At 62.0% G+C, this 18,018-nt stretch carries 14 protein-coding genes and 1 pseudogene; 12 read left to right on the top strand and 3 right to left on the bottom strand.

Translation table 11 applies throughout. The features are described from left to right. Nucleotides 1-2 precede the first annotated feature (2 nt). Complete coding sequence (locus tag ABB26_RS08830) at nucleotides 3-3,053, top strand: efflux RND transporter permease subunit (RefSeq protein WP_057633310.1); 3,051 nt, start codon at nucleotides 3-5, stop codon at nucleotides 3,051-3,053. Continuing rightward, nucleotides 3,050-3,397: a hypothetical protein gene (locus tag ABB26_RS18950; protein WP_152982608.1), complete on the top strand. Its 348-nt coding sequence runs from the start codon at nucleotides 3,050-3,052 to the stop codon at nucleotides 3,395-3,397. Before ABB26_RS08830 ends, ABB26_RS18950 begins: the two co-directional genes overlap by 4 nt. Before the next feature lie 455 nt (nucleotides 3,398-3,852). On the opposite strand, the gene ABB26_RS08835 is transcribed toward ABB26_RS18950, so the two are convergent. Next, a complete protein-coding gene (locus ABB26_RS08835; protein WP_161809029.1) occupies nucleotides 3,853-10,239 on the bottom strand; it encodes a putative Ig domain-containing protein in 6,387 nt (2,128 codons plus the stop codon). Between the two features lie 4 nt (nucleotides 10,240-10,243). On the opposite strand from ABB26_RS08835, the gene ABB26_RS19160 reads away from it, so the two are divergent. From ABB26_RS19160 to ABB26_RS08860, 5 genes are all read left to right on the top strand, one after another. Then, entirely contained in the window at nucleotides 10,244-10,531 is a 288-nt protein-coding gene (locus ABB26_RS19160) for a hypothetical protein (RefSeq protein ID WP_057633312.1), read from the top strand. 322 nt (nucleotides 10,532-10,853) lie between these two features. Then, nucleotides 10,854-11,378 (top strand): phage tail protein, encoded by a 525-nt coding sequence (locus ABB26_RS08845; RefSeq protein WP_057633313.1) that lies wholly within the window; start codon nucleotides 10,854-10,856, stop codon nucleotides 11,376-11,378. A gap of 30 nt (nucleotides 11,379-11,408) precedes the next feature. Further along, nucleotides 11,409-11,939, top strand: coding sequence for a phage tail protein (locus tag ABB26_RS08850; protein ID WP_057633314.1), 531 nt, complete (start codon nucleotides 11,409-11,411; stop codon nucleotides 11,937-11,939). A gap of 37 nt (nucleotides 11,940-11,976) precedes the next feature. Then, a complete protein-coding gene (locus tag ABB26_RS08855; protein ID WP_057633315.1) occupies nucleotides 11,977-12,510 on the top strand; it encodes a phage tail protein in 534 nt (177 codons plus the stop codon). Between the two features lie 4 nt (nucleotides 12,511-12,514). Then, nucleotides 12,515-13,063, top strand: a complete 549-nt coding sequence (locus tag ABB26_RS08860; protein ID WP_083490750.1) for a GNAT family N-acetyltransferase — start codon at nucleotides 12,515-12,517, stop codon at nucleotides 13,061-13,063. A 109-nt stretch (nucleotides 13,064-13,172) separates the two neighbouring features. Here the strand turns inward: ABB26_RS08860 and ABB26_RS08865 are convergent, their stop codons facing one another. Then, a complete protein-coding gene (locus ABB26_RS08865) occupies nucleotides 13,173-13,469 on the bottom strand; it encodes a DUF6916 family protein (protein WP_057633316.1) in 297 nt (98 codons plus the stop codon). Nucleotides 13,470-13,571: 102 nt separating this feature from the next. Here ABB26_RS08865 and ABB26_RS19685 point away from each other — a divergent pair, with 102 nt between their 5' ends. The 4 genes from ABB26_RS19685 to ABB26_RS08885 all read left to right on the top strand — a co-directional run bounded on the left by ABB26_RS19685 (nucleotide 13,572) and on the right by ABB26_RS08885 (nucleotide 15,811). Further along, nucleotides 13,572-13,775: a helix-turn-helix domain-containing protein gene (locus ABB26_RS19685; protein ID WP_425477252.1), complete on the top strand. Its 204-nt coding sequence runs from the start codon at nucleotides 13,572-13,574 to the stop codon at nucleotides 13,773-13,775. 145 nt (nucleotides 13,776-13,920) lie between these two features. Beyond that, the gene (locus ABB26_RS08875; RefSeq protein WP_057633318.1) at nucleotides 13,921-14,544 is read left to right on the top strand and encodes a DJ-1/PfpI family protein; all 624 of its coding nucleotides are present in this window, start codon (nucleotides 13,921-13,923) and stop codon (nucleotides 14,542-14,544) included. Nucleotides 14,545-14,832: 288 nt separating this feature from the next. Then, complete coding sequence (locus tag ABB26_RS08880) at nucleotides 14,833-15,285, top strand: nuclear transport factor 2 family protein (protein WP_057633319.1); 453 nt, start codon at nucleotides 14,833-14,835, stop codon at nucleotides 15,283-15,285. 88 nt (nucleotides 15,286-15,373) lie between these two features. Further along, nucleotides 15,374-15,811: a nuclear transport factor 2 family protein gene (locus ABB26_RS08885; protein ID WP_161809030.1), complete on the top strand. Its 438-nt coding sequence runs from the start codon at nucleotides 15,374-15,376 to the stop codon at nucleotides 15,809-15,811. 278 nt (nucleotides 15,812-16,089) lie between these two features. Here ABB26_RS08885 and ABB26_RS18640 read toward each other — a convergent pair. Beyond that, nucleotides 16,090-16,823: pseudogene (locus ABB26_RS18640) on the bottom strand (transposase). Between the two features lie 930 nt (nucleotides 16,824-17,753). Between ABB26_RS18640 and ABB26_RS19295 the strand changes: the two are divergent. Further along, a partial coding sequence (locus ABB26_RS19295; RefSeq protein WP_211261947.1) for a hypothetical protein occupies nucleotides 17,754-18,018 on the top strand: 265 nt, incomplete at its 3' end.

The following is an 18,018-nucleotide window of genomic DNA, read 5'->3' on the forward strand; positions in this document are numbered from 1 at the left end:
CGATGGCCTTTACCGACTTCTTTATCAGACGACCCGTACTCACCACCGCCTTCGCGTTGTTGATCGTGCTGGTTGGTCTTAGCGCCCTGCTCGATCTGCCACTGCGCCAGTATCCGCGCATCGAAAGTGCTGTGGTCACCGTCACAACCGAGTACCCGGGCGCCCCTGCTGATTTGATGCAGGGCTTTGTCACGACCACACTGGCACAGGCTGTAGCAACCACACAGGGCGTTGAATACCTCACCTCTTCATCCGAGCAGGGTCGCAGCACCATCACCGCTCACCTGCGCCTGAACGCGAATTCCGATGCCGCGCTGACCGAAGTACTGGCAAAGGTCAATGAGGTTCGTTACCTGCTGCCCGAAGACGCCTACGACCCGGTTGTCGTGCGTCAGGCACCCGGCGCAATTGGCGTGGTGTACGCAGGTTTCACAGCCCCCAGCGGGCAGGCTGCCACCGCCATCACCGATTACCTGATGCGGGTGGCGCGTCCACGCCTGACCACCGTGGAAGGTGTCGCTGCGGTGAACGTACTCGGCGGCCAGGCACTTTCGATGCGTATATGGCTCGACCCATTGCGCATGGCTGCCCACGGCATCACCAGTGCCGACATCGACGCGGCCATCGCCGACAACAATTACCAAGCAGCACCTGGCCAGGTGAAGGGTTCGTTGGTGGTGTCCAACGTGCGCACCGATACCCAATTAGACAGCGTGGAAGGCTTCCGCCAACTGGTGGTGAAATCCAGCGACGGATTGGTGCGGCTGCAAGATTTAGCCTCGGTTGAGATCGGCGCGCAAAGCCGCAACCAAACGGCTGGCATGAATGGCGAGGCTGCGGTCTATCTGGAAGTGATGGCCACACCGGGCGGCAACCCGCTGACCATCTCGCGTGAAGTGCGGGCCGTGCTGGACCAGCTTGACCTGCCTGCGGGCACAACCATGGCGACTCCTTACGACGTCACGGTGTTCATCGACGCGGCAGTCGGCAACGTCAAGGCCAAACTGATCATTGCCAGCCTGGAAGTCGTGCTGGTCATCTTCCTGTTCCTCGGCTCCGTACGTGCGGTGGCTGTGCCGATGCTGAGCATTCCACTATCGCTGCTGGGTGCGGCAGCCATCATGTTCGCGCTGGGATTCAGCCTCAACCTGCTGACACTGCTGGCCATGGTGCTGGCGATCGGATTGGTGGTGGACGACGCCATCGTGGTAGTGGAGAACGTGCATCGCCGCATTGAAGATGGCGAAACACCACGACATGCCGCCATCAATGGCGCACGCGAGATCGCAGGGCCTGTATTGACCATGGCAGCCACACTGGTCGCGGTGTACGCACCACTGGGCTTGGTCGGCGGCCTCACCGGCGCACTGTTCCGCGAGTTTGCATTCACCCTTGCCGCGGCGGTTGTGGTTTCGGCCATCGTCGCACTGACCATTTCACCGATGGTGGCATCCAAGCTGCTACGCAAGGAGCACCCTGGCCGTTTCGGCCAGATCGTGGAGCGGACGACTAACCGCGTGGTAACCGCGTATCACGGTCTGCTTTCGCGGCTGTTGCGGGACACCCGTCCGATCCTGCTACTCGGTGTAGGCGCATTGCTGTGCCTGCCGGTGCTATTCAATGGATTGCAATCCGAGCTAGCACCCACTGAAGACCAAGGTGAAATCGTGGTCGATATGAAAGCCCCGCAATCCGCAAATTTGGAGTTTCTCGAAAGCCAGGCAGCCCGGGTTGCAACCGCGCTGAACGACATTCCGGAGGCCCAGAACACCTACATGGTGCAAGGCGTTGGTAGTGCCCTCAACTTGGGCTGGGGCGGCGTCATGCTGGCACCCTGGAATGAGCGCGAGCGCACTTCCAGCGAGATCATGAACGCACTGCAGGAGCGCTTGGCAGGCATCGAAGGTATTGCTGGCTCCGCGTATCTGCCTGCTCCCCTGCCCGGCTCCGCCGGCGGCTTCCCGGTACAGATGGTGCTGACATCATCGTCCGGACATGAAACGGTGCATGCTGCGATGCAGACGCTTGAGTCCACGGCTATGGCCAGTGGCAAGTTCGCCTTCGTCGATTCCAACCTCAGCTTTGCCAGCCCCACCGTCAACGTGCGCATCGACCGCTCACGTGCGCATGACCTTGGACTTAGCATGAAGGAGATCGGCGATACGCTGGCGCGTCTGGTAGGCGAATCGTACGTCAACCGCTTCGGTGCCCAGGGCCGTGCTTACGACGTGATCCCGCAATCACCCCGTGATCAGCGCTTGACCCCGGAAGCCTTGGCGCTCTACCACGTACGCAGCGCCGCCGGCACTCAGGTACCGCTGTCGACCGTGGTCAGCCTAGAGCATGGTGTGGAGGCAAATGCACTGACCCAGCACAATCAGATGAACAGCGCCACGCTGGTGGCCGTGCCGGGGCCTGGTGTCACCCTTGGGCAAGCCGTGCAGGTGCTGCAGCTTGCTGCGGACAAACTGCCAGGCGGTTACCAGGTGGACTTCCTTGGCGAGTCACGCCAGTACCTGCAGGAGAAAGGCGGCTTTGCGGTCACCTTCGCTTTCGCGTTGGTATTCATTTTCCTGGTGCTTGCAGCGCAGTTTGAAAGTATTCGCGACCCCTTGCTGATTCTGACCACGGTACCACTGGCCGCGTTCGGTGCCTTGATCTCGCTGTTCTTCGGCTTCGGTACTTTGAACATCTATACGCAGATTGGTCTAGTGACGTTGATCGGCCTCATCGCCAAACACGGCATCCTGATCGTTGAGTTCGCCAACGCGCAGCAACGCAGCCAAGGGCTGGACCGTACCGCTGCCGTACTCGCCGCTGCACGTACCCGTGTGCGCCCGATTCTGATGACCACAGCCGCCATGGTCGGGGGTCTATTGCCATTGTTGTTCGCTAGCGGTGCGGGTGCAGGTAGCCAGCGCGCCATTGCCGTGGTGTTGGTGTCAGGCCTGATCGTCGGAACGGCCTTCACATTGTTCGTGTTGCCAGCGGTGTACGCACGCTTCGGCCGCAAACTTACGCCAGCACCCATCACCACTGGAGAACTGACATGAAGCAGATCATCGCGACAACGGCTCCCACTTCTGTACAAACCACCTCACTCGTAGTGTTGCTGATGAGTGCAGCCACAGGCTGTACAAGCGTTCCACAGCCTGCCTCGTCACTCGTTTCCATCACCGATCGCTACAGCCATGCGTCCCAACCGTCCGCAAGCTCTACCCCAAACGTCCTTGCCGCGCCGATGGATTGGTCGAACGCAGCAGCCGTGCAGCCACACTGGTGGAGACTGTTCAATGAGCTCATGCTGGATGGCAATCAAGCAAGGGCACAGCATGCCAGTCCCAACCCGCAGGCTGTCTTGACTGGCCTGCAGCACCCGTCCGTGATTTCGGGGTAGAACCCGGACGGCAATTCAGATTGCCTTAGACAAGCTGAGCGCCAAAGCCAACAGCGACTTCTGCCTTATGAAGGTGCCGCAAAAGGCAGTATCACCAACTAGGGTGATCGGCGCGATGTCCGCTATGGGCCGCATGGGCTCACCCTCAGCCAACAAACGCGCAAACATCCGCTTGGGGTTGGGATCTGCCCTTCCCTACCCCCGATAAATCTCCCTAGTCCCTAGCGGGCCCGGCTTCCGTTCTCAGCCAAGAGCAAGCGGCATTAGCCAGCCGGCATTCTCTCGAAACTTTGTATCGAAGGATCAATATCGTCCCAAGTGTGGCCACGGCTGACCAGCACCAGGCGCTTGGCATCACTTCATCACCAAATCCTCTTGGATTTGGTTTGGCTAAGAATTACCGAAGAGAGCAAGCGCGGCGTTCGCAGTGGTGTCGCACCTTATTCGATATTCGATCAGTACTTCTTCTCAAGGTTCAGCAGCACGCCATGGTCGCTATCGTCGTCATTGCCAAACAGGCCGCGGTACTCGAACCGCAAGGTGAAATCGCGCTCGGTCTGTAGCACCGCACCCAGACCGAAAACGAATCGGTTGCGCTTGAGACCGTCGATGTGACCGCGGTAGAAAGGACCACCCGGCAGATCGGCGTAGCTCATGACCACCGAGCTGTCGTCTTGGAAGTCGTGCTGATATTCGAAGCGCGCCTGCGGCGAAAACGTGCCAAAGCTAACCGGGAAGCGATAGTCCATGCGCAGGCCGAGGCTGGTGGTGGTGGTATCGACCTCCTGATCCTGATAGCGCAGCGCATAGATCGCATCGCCGCGTTCGATGTAGCCGTTCAGCGTGGCACGCGCCACGTCCAAGCGCGCGTACGGAACCAGTGACAGCCTGTCACGCCGGTAGTCGCCCCCCAGCGACAGCGAGGTGAACCATTGCTTGCCGTCACGGTCGCCGCTCACCATTGCGCCGTTGGCGGTGACATAGCGGCGCGAATTGAACGACAGCAACTGGTACCCGAGCAGGCCGTCGATGAAGAAGTACTCGCCCGGGTGGTAGCTGCCGTACATGGCCAAGGTGTAGCTCTCACCGCGGCTGCGGGTGTCATTGCGGCCAACATCGGTGGTGTCGCGGCCGTAGCCGATACCGGCACCGAAAGCGAAGTCCTGGTTCACGCGTGTGTCGGCACCAGCGCTGATGCCGCTGGTCTGGAAGTCAAAGCCCGCGCTGCTCGAACGGCCGTCGCGATCGCCGCTGTTGATCGAACCGTTGGTCCAGAGGGTCAAGCTGCCACCATCACCGGCACCCTTGCCGTTGTTGGGTGCAGCGGCAGCGTTGTCGCCCGGTGCCGAGTCGTCCAACAAGTCCACCTGGCGGCAGTCGCTGCCCGGCATGCGTAGTGCCTCGCCCTGGCAGCGGCGTTCGACGCCGAAGCTCAGTCCGTTTTCGAAGCGCGTACCGTTGCCACCGTTGTGCATGCCCTCCATACGGCGCTGGAAGTTGCCGATCTGGGTGGTGGCGAAGCGCCGCGCGGTGGCGGTCTGTGCCCCCAACAGTCCCATCACTTCTGCGTCCTGGGTCGGGTCCGGGCGGCTGATGACGTCGAAGTCGATGGCTGCCGGCGTCGAGGTCGCGAACGCGTTGCTCAGGGTAAAGGTGACCGTGGCGGTGCCGGAGAACGTGGCCGCCGGGGTGAAGGTCAGGCGATGGCTCGCACTGGCACCGCTGCCCGAGGACGCGATCGTGGCGGTGCCCGCATCGGCCGGCGACAGCGACACCAGGTTGGCCGCAGTGAACGGGCCGCCAGTGGCATCGGTGGTCAGTTCGACCACCGCCGGGACACCTGCATTCGCGCTGACCCGTCGCGAGACCGCGACCGGCACCGGATTGACGGTGATCGTCGAGGTGATCGGAGCCGAGGCGCCGTAGACGTTGTTCAAGGTGTAGACAATGCTCACCGTGCCCGAGGCGGTGGCCAGCGGGGTGTAGGTGATGTTGGTACCGGTCACCGTTGTAGTGCCTGCGGCCGGCGGCGTCACCAGGGTCACCCCGGTGAACGGACCGCCGGTGGCGCTCTCTGTGGTGTCGATGACAACCGGCTGGCCCGCCAGGGTGGTGGCGGTGCGCGGCTGTCCCATCGGCACCGGCAGCGCGGTGACGGTGATCGAAACCGTGGCCGGGGCCGAAGTGCCGCCCGGGCCGATCGCGGCGTAGGTGAAGCTGTCGGCGCCGAAATAAGTGCCGGCCGATGTGTAGACCACGTTCGAACCGCTGACCGTAGCAGTACCGTGCGCAGGAGCGCTGGCTACCGCGATCGAGGTGATCACACCGCTATCGTTGGCGGTGACCGGGATGATCACCGCTTGCTGTGACAGCGTGGTCGCGCTGTCGTCTACTGCCACCGGCACTGCGTCGGCGATCACGATGGTGTAGCTCTGCGTGCTGTTGTAGCCGGCGGCGTCGGTGGAGCGCACCACGGAGGTGTAGCTACCGGAGGCGGCCGGCGTCCCACTGAACATACCCGCCGAACTGAAGGTGATGCCGGTCGGCAGGACGCCGGAGGTGATCGCGTAACTGTATGGCGCAATGCCACCGCTGCTGCTCAGGCTCTGCGAGTAAGCCGTACCCATCACGCCGCCGGGCAGGCTGGCTGGGGTGATGGCCACCGTCGCCGCGGCAATGGTGAAGGTGTACACACGACTGGTGTTCTGCCCGTTGGCATCAGTGGAGCCCACGGTGATGCTGAAATTACCGTCCGAACGCGGGATGCCGATCAAGGCACCGACCGAATTAAAGGACATGCCGATCGGCAGCGCGCCGGAGGACAGCGAATAACTGTACGGCGCTATACCGCCACTGGAGCTGAGCTGCGCGTTATAGGCGATACCCGCGGTGCCGTTGGCCAGGCTGGCTGGATCGATGGTGATCGCCGGTGTGCCCACCACGATGGTGTAGTTCTGCTGCAACGAGAACGGTGCGCCAACTCCGGTGCTGGCATCGGTGACACGCACGCTGATGTTGTAGTTGCCCGGCACGGTCGGGGTACCGCTGAGCACACCGGCCGAACTGAGGCTTACGCCCACCGGTAGCGAGCCGGCGACCAACGAATAGCTGTACGGCGCGGTGCCGCCGCTGCCGGCGAAGTTGATGGTCGTAGCCACGCCGTAGTTCATCGGCAGGTTGCCCGGCGCCGGAGTCATGCTCAGGGTCGCCGCGCCCACGGTCAACACAAAGGTCTGCCCGGTAGTGAACGGCCCGTTGCCGGTGCTGCCATCGGTGGCACTGGCATTGAGGTTGAAGCTGCCTGTCGCGGTCGGCGTACCGCTCACCGTCACACTGTTGGTGGTGGTGCCGCTGAGGGTCACACCCGCTGGCAAACCGCTGACGGCAAAGTTGCTGTAGGGCGCGACGCCGCCAGCCCAGCTGAAGGTCTGGCTGTAGCTGGTGCCAACCTGGGCACTGAACGTACCAGCGGCGCTCACGGTGATGGTCGGATTACCGACAGTGATGCTGACCGTGGCCCCCCCTGAGGTCCCGGCGCTGTTGGTCGCGGTGTAGGTGAAGCTGTCCGTCCCCGCATAACCGGCAGCCGGCGTGTAAGTGATGTTGGTGCCACTGGCCGTCGCCGTGCCGTGCGCCGCATTCGTCGCCACCGCCACCGAGGCCGGAATACCACCGGTGATGTTCAGCGTGATCGGGTTGGCGCTGCTGCCATAAGCGACCGTGGCCGCCACTGGGTTGGCCAGCGGCACGATGTCACCGATCTGAAGGCTGTAGCTCTGCGGTGCGGACGAGTATGGGCCGCTGCCGGTGCTGCTGTCGGTCGCCGTCAGGCTGAAGCTGTAGCTGCCCGGCGTGGTCGGCGTGCCGGTGATGGCGCCGGCACCGCCGATCGACAGACCAGGCGGTAGGCTGCCGCTGCTAACCGCATAGTTGTATGGCGCTATACCGCCCGTGGCCGGATCGATCGTCACCCCATAGACGCTGCTGACCGTGCCGTTGGGCAGGACCGACGGCGGCAGCACCACGTTCGCGGCGGTGATCAGCACGCTGTAGGACTGCGAGCCGGTATACGGACCGCTGCCGGTGCTGTTGTCGGTGGCGGTGATGGTGAAATTGAAGCTGCCACCTGCGGTTGGCGTACCGGTGATAGTGCCGTTGGCGGCCAGGCTCAGACCGGTCGGCAAGGCGCCCGCGCTGACGGCAAAGCTGTAGCCGGCGCTGCCGCCTGAAGCAGTCACGGCCTGACTGTAGGCCTGGGCAACGCCGCCATTGGACAACGTGGCCGGAGCGAGGGTGATCATCGCCGCGTCCACGTTTAGGCTATAAGCAAGCGAGCCGCTCTGGCCGTGATTGTCAGTGGCAGTGACAGTCAAGTTGAACGTGCCACCCGAAGTCGGTGTGCCACTGAGCGTTCCCGAGCTCAGCGTGATACCGGCCGGCAGCGCGCCGGCGGTGACCGCGAAGCTGTACGGCGCGCTGCCGCCGTTGCCGGTCAGAACCTGATTGTAGACAGTACCGATCTGCGCATTGCTCAGCGTGGGCGGTGTGAGCGTGATGGTCGGCGCGGCCACTTGCAGCACGTAGTTCTGAGTGCGCGCGAACGGCGCGCCGGTGCCGGTGGAGGTGTCGGTCACGCGCACCGAGAAGGTGAACAAACCGGTCGCCGTCGGCGTGCCGGAAAGCACACCAGTATCGGTGTCCAGACTTAGGCCGGCCGGCAAGGCGCCAGCGCTAACTGTGTAGTTGTAGGGCGCGGTGCCGCCGCCGGCGACGTAGGTCTGGCTGTAAGCGGCACCATAGGTCGCGGTTAGCGTGCCCGCTGCCGGGGCCAGGGTAAGAGTTGGCGCCGACACAGAGAGGGTGGAGGCCTGACCGACGGTGAACGGACCGTTGCCGGTGCTCGAATCGGCGGCGCTGACAGTGAGCGCGAACGAACCAGCCGCGATCGGCGTACCGGACACGGTGACGCTGTTGGGAGTCTGCGCGGTGATGCTGAGGCCACCCGGCAGACCTGTGACAGCGTAGCCGGTGAAAGGCTGGGCGCCACCGTTCCAGCTGAAGGTCTGGGTGTAGGGCACGCCGATCTGCGCGGTCAGCGGACCACCCGCGCTTACGGTGATGGTCGGGTTATTGATCGTAATTGTCGCCGTCGCAGGCGTCGAGGTACCAGCGCCGTTGGTCGCGGTGTAGGTAAACGTATCCGTGCCCGCATAACCGGCGGTCGGGGTGTAGGTGATGCTGGTGCCGCTGGCCGTCGCTATGCCGTGTGCCGCGTTCGTCGCCACCGCCACCGAGGCCGGAATGCCGCCGGTGATGTTCAGCGTGATCGGATTGGCGCTGCTGCCGTAAGCGACTGTGGCCGATACCGCGTTGGCCGTCGGCGGGATATTGACGATCTGCAGCGTATAACTGCGTGGCACTGAACTATAGGGCCCGCTGCCGGTGCTGGAGTCGGTCGCGGTGACGGAGAAGTTGAAGGTACCCGAGGCACTGGGCGTACCGCTCAGCGTGCCGTTGGCGCCGTTCAACGTTACCCCCGCCGGCAAGGAGCCGGCGGTCACCGCATAGGTGTATGGCGAAATACCGCCGCTGGCCGGATTGAGCGTGGCGCTGTAAGCCGCGCCCTGCGTGCCGTTGGCCAGGCCGGTAGCAGGCAGGTTCACCGTGGGCGGCGCGATCACCAGCGCATAGGCCTGTGAACCGGTGTGCGGTAAACCTGCGCCGGTGCTGCTTCCGGTGGCGGTGACAGTGAAGTTGAAGGTGCCGCCTGCAGTCGGCGTACCGCTGATGATGCCAGTGCTCAGGGTCAAGCCGGTCGGCAACGCACCGGCAGTGACCGCATAGGTGTACGGCGAGATGCCGCCGCTGGCGATGACGAGCTGACTGTAAGCCGCCGCAACCGTGCCGCTGGGCAGCGTGGTTGGTGCGATCACGATAACCGGCGGCGCCACCACCAAGGTGTAGGTGCGGGTACCGGAGAAGCTGTTGGCGTCGGTCGCGCGCGCAGTGAAGTTGAAGGTGCCGGCCGCGGTCGGCGTACCGGTCAACGCGCCAGTGGTGGCGTTGAGGCTCAGCCCCGCCGGCATGGTGCCTGCGCTGATGGCGAAGGTGTACGGCGCGGTACCACCGCTGCCGGTGAGGGTCTGGCTGTATGCCACGCCAACGGTGGCACCCGGAATCGTGGCCGGGTTGACCACGATGGTGGGCGGCGGAATCACCTGCAGGGTCACCGTTTCGATCTCGGCGTAGCTACCGGTGCCGGTGCTGCTGTCGGTGACACGGATGCCAAAAGTGAAGCTGCCCAACGTGGTCGGTATGCCGCTCAGGGTAGCGCCACTCAGGCTCAAGCCAGGCGGCAGCGCGCCGGAGACCACCTCGTGCGCGTAGACGTAATTAGGGATGCCGCCACTAGCGGAGAAGGTCACGCTGTACGGCAGATTCTGCGCGGCGTTGGACGGCGACGACGGCGCGATGGTCAGCGTTGGGTTGGCCGCATTACCGCTGAAGGTACGCACGCCGCTGTCGCCGATACTGTCGGCAGCGCGAATGGTGAACGTGTAGGCGCCGCGCTGGCTCGGCGTGCCGCTAATGGTGCTGCCGCTCAGGCTCAGGCCCGGCGGTAGCGCGGTGTCCAGACTGAAGGTATACGGTCCGGTGCCACCGCTGGCACTGAGGGTGGTACTGAAGGGGACGCCTACGGTCAGCGCGACCGTCGGCGTGGCGCCAATGGTGATGCTCGACGCCAGCCCAATAGTGACGGTGGTCGTGATGTCGTTGTTGTAGTCGTCCTTGATGATGAACGTATCAGTGGTCGCGTTGTCACCGTTGTGGGTATAAGTCAACGGAATGTTCGCGCCCGACTGCACGCCGACCGTCCGGGTGCCGTGCAATGTGGATGCGCTGCCCGCGGCAATGCCGAAGCCGCCATGGCAGTGGTTGATGTTTATCGTCTGCGAGCCGCTATTAGCCACCGACATGCTCAGCGTCGGGCAGTACGTTGAGGGCGCCGCGGTTGCCAATTGTGGCCACAGGCTGCCCACGCACAACAGCGCTATGGCGAACCAGGAGAAGAACGAAGAAAAGAAAATGTGCGAAGACGCACGCGGCGTCCTCACGCTGTGCGTTGACTCTTGATGCATGTTCTACCCCTGTTGGCACCGCATGGTCACGAACGCCCCCAGGCTTTCGAGCCACTACGGCGAGACCCTATCCCCGTCTGCGGATACCGGGTCTAGACCCGACCGCACCCCTTGCGAACAGCAATTTGCGGATCATTCAAACAGGATTTTTAATATAAAGGAAGTTCTGCGTAGCTCTTACGTTTATAAAGAAAATTCTGCATAACTCTTACGTTTTCAGAGCGAAAATTTCGCTTGTACGATGTGCAGGGTGTGAGCGAGAGTAGCGCCCACACCGGACATAACGTCCGTGCCACCAACCTTTCGGGGGAAAAGGTATGACCGAAGTCTTCCTCGGGCAGATCATGCTCACGGGGTTCTCATTCGCGCCCAAGGGGTTCGCCCTTTGCAATGGACAGCTCCTTCCCGTCGCCCAGAACCAAGCCCTATTTTCACTGCTGGGCACCATGTACGGCGGCAACGGCACTACCAACTTCGCCCTGCCCAACATGCAGTCGCGCACTCCGGTGGGCGCAGGCAATTCGGCGGATTCGAGTTGGAACCCTGAGCCTTACAACCAGGGGGGAATCGGCGGCGTGGAAAGCGTAACCCTGTTGAACACCCAGATTCCGCCCCACAACCATCAGGTCAACGGCACCACGACTGCGGGCACGGCCCGCAACCCCACTGGGGGCCTGTACGGTACCAACGGCAGTTCGATCTTCGGACCCGCCAACGGCACCCCGGTCCCGCTGCAGGGTGTGGGTCCGGGCGGCGGCAACCAGCCGCACCCAAATCTGCAGCCCTACACCGTGATCAATTTCGTGATCGCGCTGTCTGGCATCTATCCGTCGCGCGACTGACGCTTCCGGTATCCACTATAGGAGTTCCTCATGAGCACCCCTTACGTCGGAGAAATCCGGATGTTTGGTTTTTCACGTGTGCCTAACGGTTGGTTCGCATGCGACGGTTCGCTTAAGCCGATCGCCGAGTACGAAGTGCTGTACACCCTGCTCGGCACCACCTACGGCGGCGACGGCATGAACACCTTTGCCGTGCCCGACCTACGCGGCCGCGTGCCTATCCACCAGGGCCACGGCCCGGGACTGGGCACCTACGTGATCGGGCAGATGGCCGGCAGCGAAAGCGTCACCCTGAGTCAGGCCGAGCTGCCCAATCACAACCACCCGCTGATGGCCACCACGACCTTGGCGACCACCGGCGCGGTCGGCAATACGGTGCTGCTGGCGGCGCTTTCGGGCGAGACCATGTACGTCACCGACATCACCGGCGCTATAGGCGCGCCCTTGGCGGCCAACGCGACCACCAGCAACGGCGACAACCTGCCGCACGACAACAGGATGCCCACGCTCACGGTGCAGTTCTGCGTCGCCTGGGCAGGCATTTACCCGTCGCAAGGCTAAGCCGCCACTCGCGCCTACTCGTTTTGAGGACAAGACCATGACCGAACCTTTCATCGGCGAAATCCAGTTGTTCGGCTTCAACTTCCCGCCGCGTGGCTGGGCTTTCTGCAATGGAGCCACCTTGGGGATCCAGCAGAACACCGCCCTGTTCTCGCTGCTGGGTACCAACTACGGCGGCAACGGCACGACCAACTTCCAACTACCCAACTTCGTCACCCGCGCGGCCATCGAGCAGGGCCAGGGCCCGGGCCTGACCCAGCACAGCATCGGCGAGTCCTACGGCAGCAATTCAGTGACACTGACCCAGAACACGATGCCGTCGCACAACCACCTGCTGACCGTCTACAACCAGCCCGATGAAACCAAGCGCACCAGCATCCCGGCGCAGAACAACTATCCGGGCCTGCCGACCACAGGCACTCCGTTCGTGTCCAGCGCCACCGCCAACGTCCAGTTCAGCCCCAACATGGTCGGGCCGTCCGGCGGCGGCCAGCCGCACGAAAACCGCCAGCCCTACCTCGCCACGAACTTCTGTATCGCGTTGCAGGGCGCCTTCCCCAGCTTCGGTTGAGGACATGCAGGCGGCATCGCGGTTCATTTCGTTTCCGGCGGGGCGCGGTGACCACCTGAGCACCCCGGCGCTACTGAGCGCGCGCGGGTACGCCCTGAGACCGCTGCGCGACGATGACCTGCCCTGGCTGCGCGAACTCTATGCCAGCACCCGCGCCGAGGAACTGGCTCCGGTGCCCTGGCCCAAAGCGGCCAAGCGTACGTTTCTCGACAGTCAGTTCGCGCTACAGCACCAGCACTACCAAGCGCACTACGGCAACTCCGATTTTCTGGCCATCGAACGCGACGGCGTGCCAGTGGGCCGCTACTATCTGCAGCGCAGCACACCGGATCACCTGATCGTCGACATCTGCCTGCTCCCCGACGAACGCGGCCGCGGCGTGGCCGCGGCGCTGATCGCCTACAGCCAAGGCCAAGCCGCCGCCCGAGGCTGCGGCGTGGAACTGCATGTGCAAGCCGACAACGTCGCCGCGCAGCGCCTGTACCGGCGCCTGGGTTTTGCCGTGATCAAGGACCAGCGCTCGCACCTGCTGTTGCGCTGGGCGCGGGACTGAGTCCACGGAGGGGCGGCGCGAACCGCTGCCTCCCACCCCCGTGAGTGCAATCGCGGTTCACGGCACTCCCACAACAAACCGCCGCCCATCTACGCGTGCGGGCGCAACCTCAGTTGAAGATCGCCTGATACAAAAACCCCGCCTGCTCGCGCGCTACGGGTACCAGCAAAATCCCCACCTCACCAATTTCGGAGTGGCGCATCAAATAGGTTTGCTGCGGAAATAAGAAGGCCGAACCATTGCGGAACAACAGCGAAAACGGTGCCCGTGCCGCGCCCGGACGCAACTGCGATGGATTCAGTGCGCGCGCCTCCACCAGTACGAACGGGATCTCGCCGTCGTTAATGATCGCAGAGAAGGTCTCGTCGATGTGGTGGGCGAAATTGTCGAGCGTCAGCAGTTCCATGCAAGGTTCCCCTAAACCGAATCGCATGGTCGCCGTGTGGCTTGCCCGATGCAAGCGTGACGTTCGGCGTAGCGGGTGCGCAGTCAGCTGCGCAGCGTTGATGTGCTGGCACGTCTAGGAGGTGGTCACCTGGCGCAACTGCGCGTAATCGAAGCCAAGGTACTGCTGAGACAGCCCCAGCCGAAGCCCCTAGAAATTATGGCTGAGGAAGCCGGCTTCCAATCCATGTCGACCTTCCACAGCGCTTTCAAAAAGCTGGAAGGCATCACGCCTGCGGCGTTCCGCGCAACCCGAGCCGACTCCTAGAAGCGATTCCAGCACTCCTGAAAGATATTGCAATACATTGATTTGAAAGGCATCGAATAGTGTGCGGGCTTCTTCCACCGAGCCAGCGCCTATGCACCCACCTCGCTTCCTACAGTCCCTGCTGCTAATCCTGCTATCGGTCTGGATGGGCTGTGTTTCCAGCGCCGACGCGGCCCAACAGATCGCCGGGTACGTCGGTGTCGACCGTGCACTGACTGCCTCGCCCGCAGAGCGGGTTGGCCCGGTGCAGTTCGCCGCAACGGCCGATACCGCGCAGCCCACACGCGGCAGCCAGGAACGCATGCTGTTCATCCTTGCCAGCAGCAAGGTCCACGGCAACTCGACGATCCCGGCCAGCATCAGCTCCGGCGAAGTCGTGCATGCGTGGGATATCTTCCGGGCAGCAGGCTATACCGTGGACTTCGTGTCCCCCCATGGCGGTGACCTGCCGATCCTCGACGCCTATGTCAGCGACGATGTGGAGGCGCGCCTGAAGGACGATCCCCTCATGGGCGGGTTGCGCAACACCCTCACGCCCGCGCAGATCGACGCCAGCCGATACCGTGCTGTGTACTACGTCGGTGGCAGCAATGCCATGTGTGGCGTGGCGGAGCCCCCGGTCCTGCAGGACATCGCCATGCAGGTGTACGAGCGCAATGGAGGGGTGGTCTCGGGCGTCTGTCATGGCACCGCTGGCATCGTGAATCTCAAGCTCGCCAATGGCCAACACTTGGTGTCGGGCAAGCGCATCAGTGGCTACCCCGAATAGCACGACGCTGCCTACTTCAAGGAATTTCCTTTCCTGATCCGCAAGACGGTCGAGTCGCGTGGCGGTCTGTTCTCTGCCATCAACAGCGACGACCCGTATATCGCAGTCGATGGCCGCGTGGTTACGGGGCAGAACTACGCCTCCGCAAAGCCAGTGGCAGAAGCCGTGGTCGAAGTGCTTCGCAAGCTTGCCGAACAATAGCCTGCGCAGGTTACGAAGAAAGGCTGAGCTGCGCGACTAATGCTTATTTCCAAACCTCCATTCATCCAACAACACTCAAGGACACCAATGAAAAATTCAATCCAATCCATTGCTTTCGTCGCCGCCCTGTTGCTCCTTCCCACCTCCGCCATGGCCCAGAGCAGCGATCGCGAAGCCGTAGATCAAGTCATGCAGAAATTCCTGAGCGCTTATCCGAGCGCCGATGGCGCGCTGGTGTCTGACGTCTTTCGCAAGGATGGCGTGATGATCGGTTACTCGCCCGCCAGGGGCAGTGCGCTGCTGCAGCGCACTGGCGAACAACTTGCGGAAGGCTTCAACGGCACGCCGGCCGCCAACGAGGCCAAGCGAAAACGCACTTACGAAATCGTCGACATGGCAGAAAACCTCGCAGCCGTCAGGATCAACCTGGACTATCCCGGCTGGAGGGGCGTGGACTATATCGTGCTGCTCAAGACTGACGGGAAGTGGCAAATGATCAGCAAGACGTGGACCGGCGTACTGACATCAAACACGCCGTAACGGCCCTCCGCCTTCCGCGCAGACCTCGCGATCAAAAGCCGGAACAGGCGAAATCAATGTCAAACCTACGGTGCGTACTGGTCTCAAAGTGAGTCATGCCCACTATCCCAACCCCATCAGGAAATCCCATGAAAATATTATCCGATCGGTTGTTGTCGCAGGCGTACTCACGCTGCTTCCGCTCTGCGCCATGGCGCAGAGCGGCGAGCATGATGCCGTGGATCGGACCATGCAGAAAGTGATGCACGCGTTCGAGGCGGGCGACGCCAACCTGGCTTTTGAAGTGCTCAGGAAAGACGGGGTGGTGATTGGATACTCACCCGCCAGGGGCGGCATGGTCATCCAGACGGCGGAAGAATGGGTGAAGGGATTTACTGGGCCACCTGCCGACGAGGCCCAACGCCATCGCAGCTACGAAATTCTGGATGTGACGGGGAATGCGGCAGTTGTAAAAGTATTGCTGGATTATCCCGGCTGGGAGGGGGTGGACCACCTTGCGTTGTCGAAGGTCGAGGGCACTGGATGATCGTGAGCAGATCGTGGAGCGGTAAAACCAAGTCGTAAGCACCATGGGAGTGCTCGATCCCACCGCTTCGCACGCGGGCAGCGCGCCAGATCGAATGTTGCTGGCGTGCTCTTTCTGAGACGGCGGGCGGAATGCCTACCCCAAATGAAACGAAATCAGGTTCACTCGGCCAACGTCCGCTTTGGGTCGAGGCTGTGTAAAAAATCGTCGAAGCGGAACTGCCGACGACAATGCGGCCAGTTCGAGCAACCAGCGCGATGGTAAACAGAGCGAGATGCTCAAGCCGCTATGGCCCTCACCATGCCCTGCGCACCCGTGATCTTGATCATCCGCTTCATGTTGTAGGCCAGAACCGCCAAGCTGATTTCTGTTCGGACCTTCGGAAGCGTCTTCGTCAGCAATGGCGTGGTGCCGAGCCAAGATTTCAGCGTACCGAAGACATGCTCTACCGTCTGTTTTCGCACCACGGTAACCTGGGGCCTGGCATCCAGAAGCATCTGCATCCTTTCCAGCACGTCCTCGTGCTCCCAGCGGGTGATTCTTCTATAGCTTGGCGGTCGTGCACCTCGCCCGCATCGGGCAGCGGGGACAGGCGGAAGCCCAGTACTTGTGCAACGTCAGCCCGTTCTCTTCGGTCGCAAAGCGATGGATCGCCCGCTCGCCTGCCGGACACTCGCACTCATCTTTGGCTTCGTCGTAGACGAAGTCCCGCTTGTCGAGCCGACCTTCAGCCTTGCTGTTTGATGTGAGCGGCTTCCCACTCCAAACGACCGCTGGATTGGATGCGATTGAGATAGCCGTATATGTAGATCTTGAGCAAGGCGGCCGGATGGTAGGCAGGCCTCCCGCCCGCGACGCGATTGACAGCCTCAAAGCCCAGCTGGCTCAGATCGAGTGCTTCGGCGAAAGCATCGACAACACGCACGGGGTTTTCTTCGTGAACGTAATCTTCCCGCCGATCAGGGAGCAGAAGGCCCTGGGAACGATCAACCCCATCCACGAATCGCTTCATGTAAAGCACCCATCGACCGGTGCTCAGATCTTGCCAGCAGAGGCAGGGTTTTCACACAGCCTCGGTCCAAGCTGGCCCCACCGTACCCCCGATAACGCGCCCTAATCTTCATTACGCCTCATGGTTCGCTTCTTGCCTAGGCCAGCGGCACTGAGAAGGTTCCGGCCCCTTTCGGTTGACGTTGAGCTCTTGGTCGGTAGCTATCTAGTACGCTGTAGGGACGCGGTCGAACAGCTGTACGGCCAACAGCTTCGGCAAGCCAATGCTCTTCGCCTCAGCCCCCTCTAGGTGCCCGGTCTCCGACACACTCATTGCTCCGGACCTAGCTGCGTGGCAAGTAATGCGGTCAACTGGAAGCCGTAGCGGCGAGATAAGTCCACTCCATGCCTGCTTTAGCTTCCAGGCCTCGCCGCAATAGCTCAGGCGCTTGACGATATCTGAAAATCAGATAGACACTCGCCGAGCTGATTGGTACCCTTCGACTTGGATGAGCGATTCGAGGGCTACGTGGCCTATGTCGTCAACCAACCGACCCTCAATACGCTTTGGCCTGAATTGGACAGTTTTGTTCGTTCGACTGGGCCTTTCCTTGCCTGTGCTTGGTGCGCCCTAGAGAGATCTAGAACCGTAAGCGCGCCCATAGCCCCCCAGGGGCTGGCTATTCAGGCCCTTGAAACGCTTTCTAACCTGAACGTCTTGCAGCTAGTCCCGCTCAATCAGAAAGGGGCAGCACGATCGCTTTATGAACCTTTCGCTTGGACATATCAGCACCCTTGGGGCGACCTATCCGGAAGTCTGGACCGGGCGCTAACAACTACGTTAGCGAGTTGGGCTGTCGATTGCCCTGCCAAGTCTAGATTGCGACTCTGGACATCCCTGGGCGAGAGCGAAGTTATTGCGTACCTAGGGAATCTCTTGCGCAAGCACCGCATGAACGAATCGCTTGCCCGGCAACTTCCTTCAACTGAAGTTGATGAGTGGGCACAACTAAGCCTAGGGCGGAAACGATACGTGATGTGGTCCGGGATGCGTGCCGCTGCCTCTGAACTTTTGCGGAGTGGAATGTGTGAGATGAGCGCCGGTCACGTTCTAGATCGTGAAATCAGAAACAAAACAAAATGGCTAATCCTGCGTGAGCAAGCCGGGTCGATTATTGCAACCGACTTTTGCTTCATTGAATCGCCCAGGATTTCGT

The organism is Stenotrophomonas humi (assembly GCF_001431415.1).
GTDB lineage: Bacteria > Pseudomonadota > Gammaproteobacteria > Xanthomonadales > Xanthomonadaceae > Stenotrophomonas > Stenotrophomonas humi.

Excerpts from the sequence above, each read along its gene's own strand:
- ABB26_RS08830 (WP_057633310.1), top strand. The coding sequence starts at position 3 with ATGGCCTTTACCGACTTCTTTATCAGACGACCCGTACTCACCACCGCC.
- ABB26_RS18950 (WP_152982608.1), top strand. The coding sequence starts at position 3,050 with ATGAAGCAGATCATCGCGACAACGGCTCCCACTTCTGTACAAACCACC.
- ABB26_RS19160 (WP_057633312.1), top strand. The coding sequence starts at position 10,244 with ATGTTCGCGCCCGACTGCACGCCGACCGTCCGGGTGCCGTGCAATGTG.
- ABB26_RS08845 (WP_057633313.1), top strand. The coding sequence starts at position 10,854 with ATGACCGAAGTCTTCCTCGGGCAGATCATGCTCACGGGGTTCTCATTC.
- ABB26_RS08850 (WP_057633314.1), top strand. The coding sequence starts at position 11,409 with ATGAGCACCCCTTACGTCGGAGAAATCCGGATGTTTGGTTTTTCACGT.
- ABB26_RS08855 (WP_057633315.1), top strand. The coding sequence starts at position 11,977 with ATGACCGAACCTTTCATCGGCGAAATCCAGTTGTTCGGCTTCAACTTC.
- ABB26_RS08860 (WP_083490750.1), top strand. The coding sequence starts at position 12,515 with ATGCAGGCGGCATCGCGGTTCATTTCGTTTCCGGCGGGGCGCGGTGAC.
- ABB26_RS08865 (WP_057633316.1), bottom strand. The coding sequence starts at position 13,469 with ATGGAACTGCTGACGCTCGACAATTTCGCCCACCACATCGACGAGACC.
- ABB26_RS08875 (WP_057633318.1), top strand. The coding sequence starts at position 13,921 with ATGGGCTGTGTTTCCAGCGCCGACGCGGCCCAACAGATCGCCGGGTAC.
- ABB26_RS08880 (WP_057633319.1), top strand. The coding sequence starts at position 14,833 with ATGAAAAATTCAATCCAATCCATTGCTTTCGTCGCCGCCCTGTTGCTC.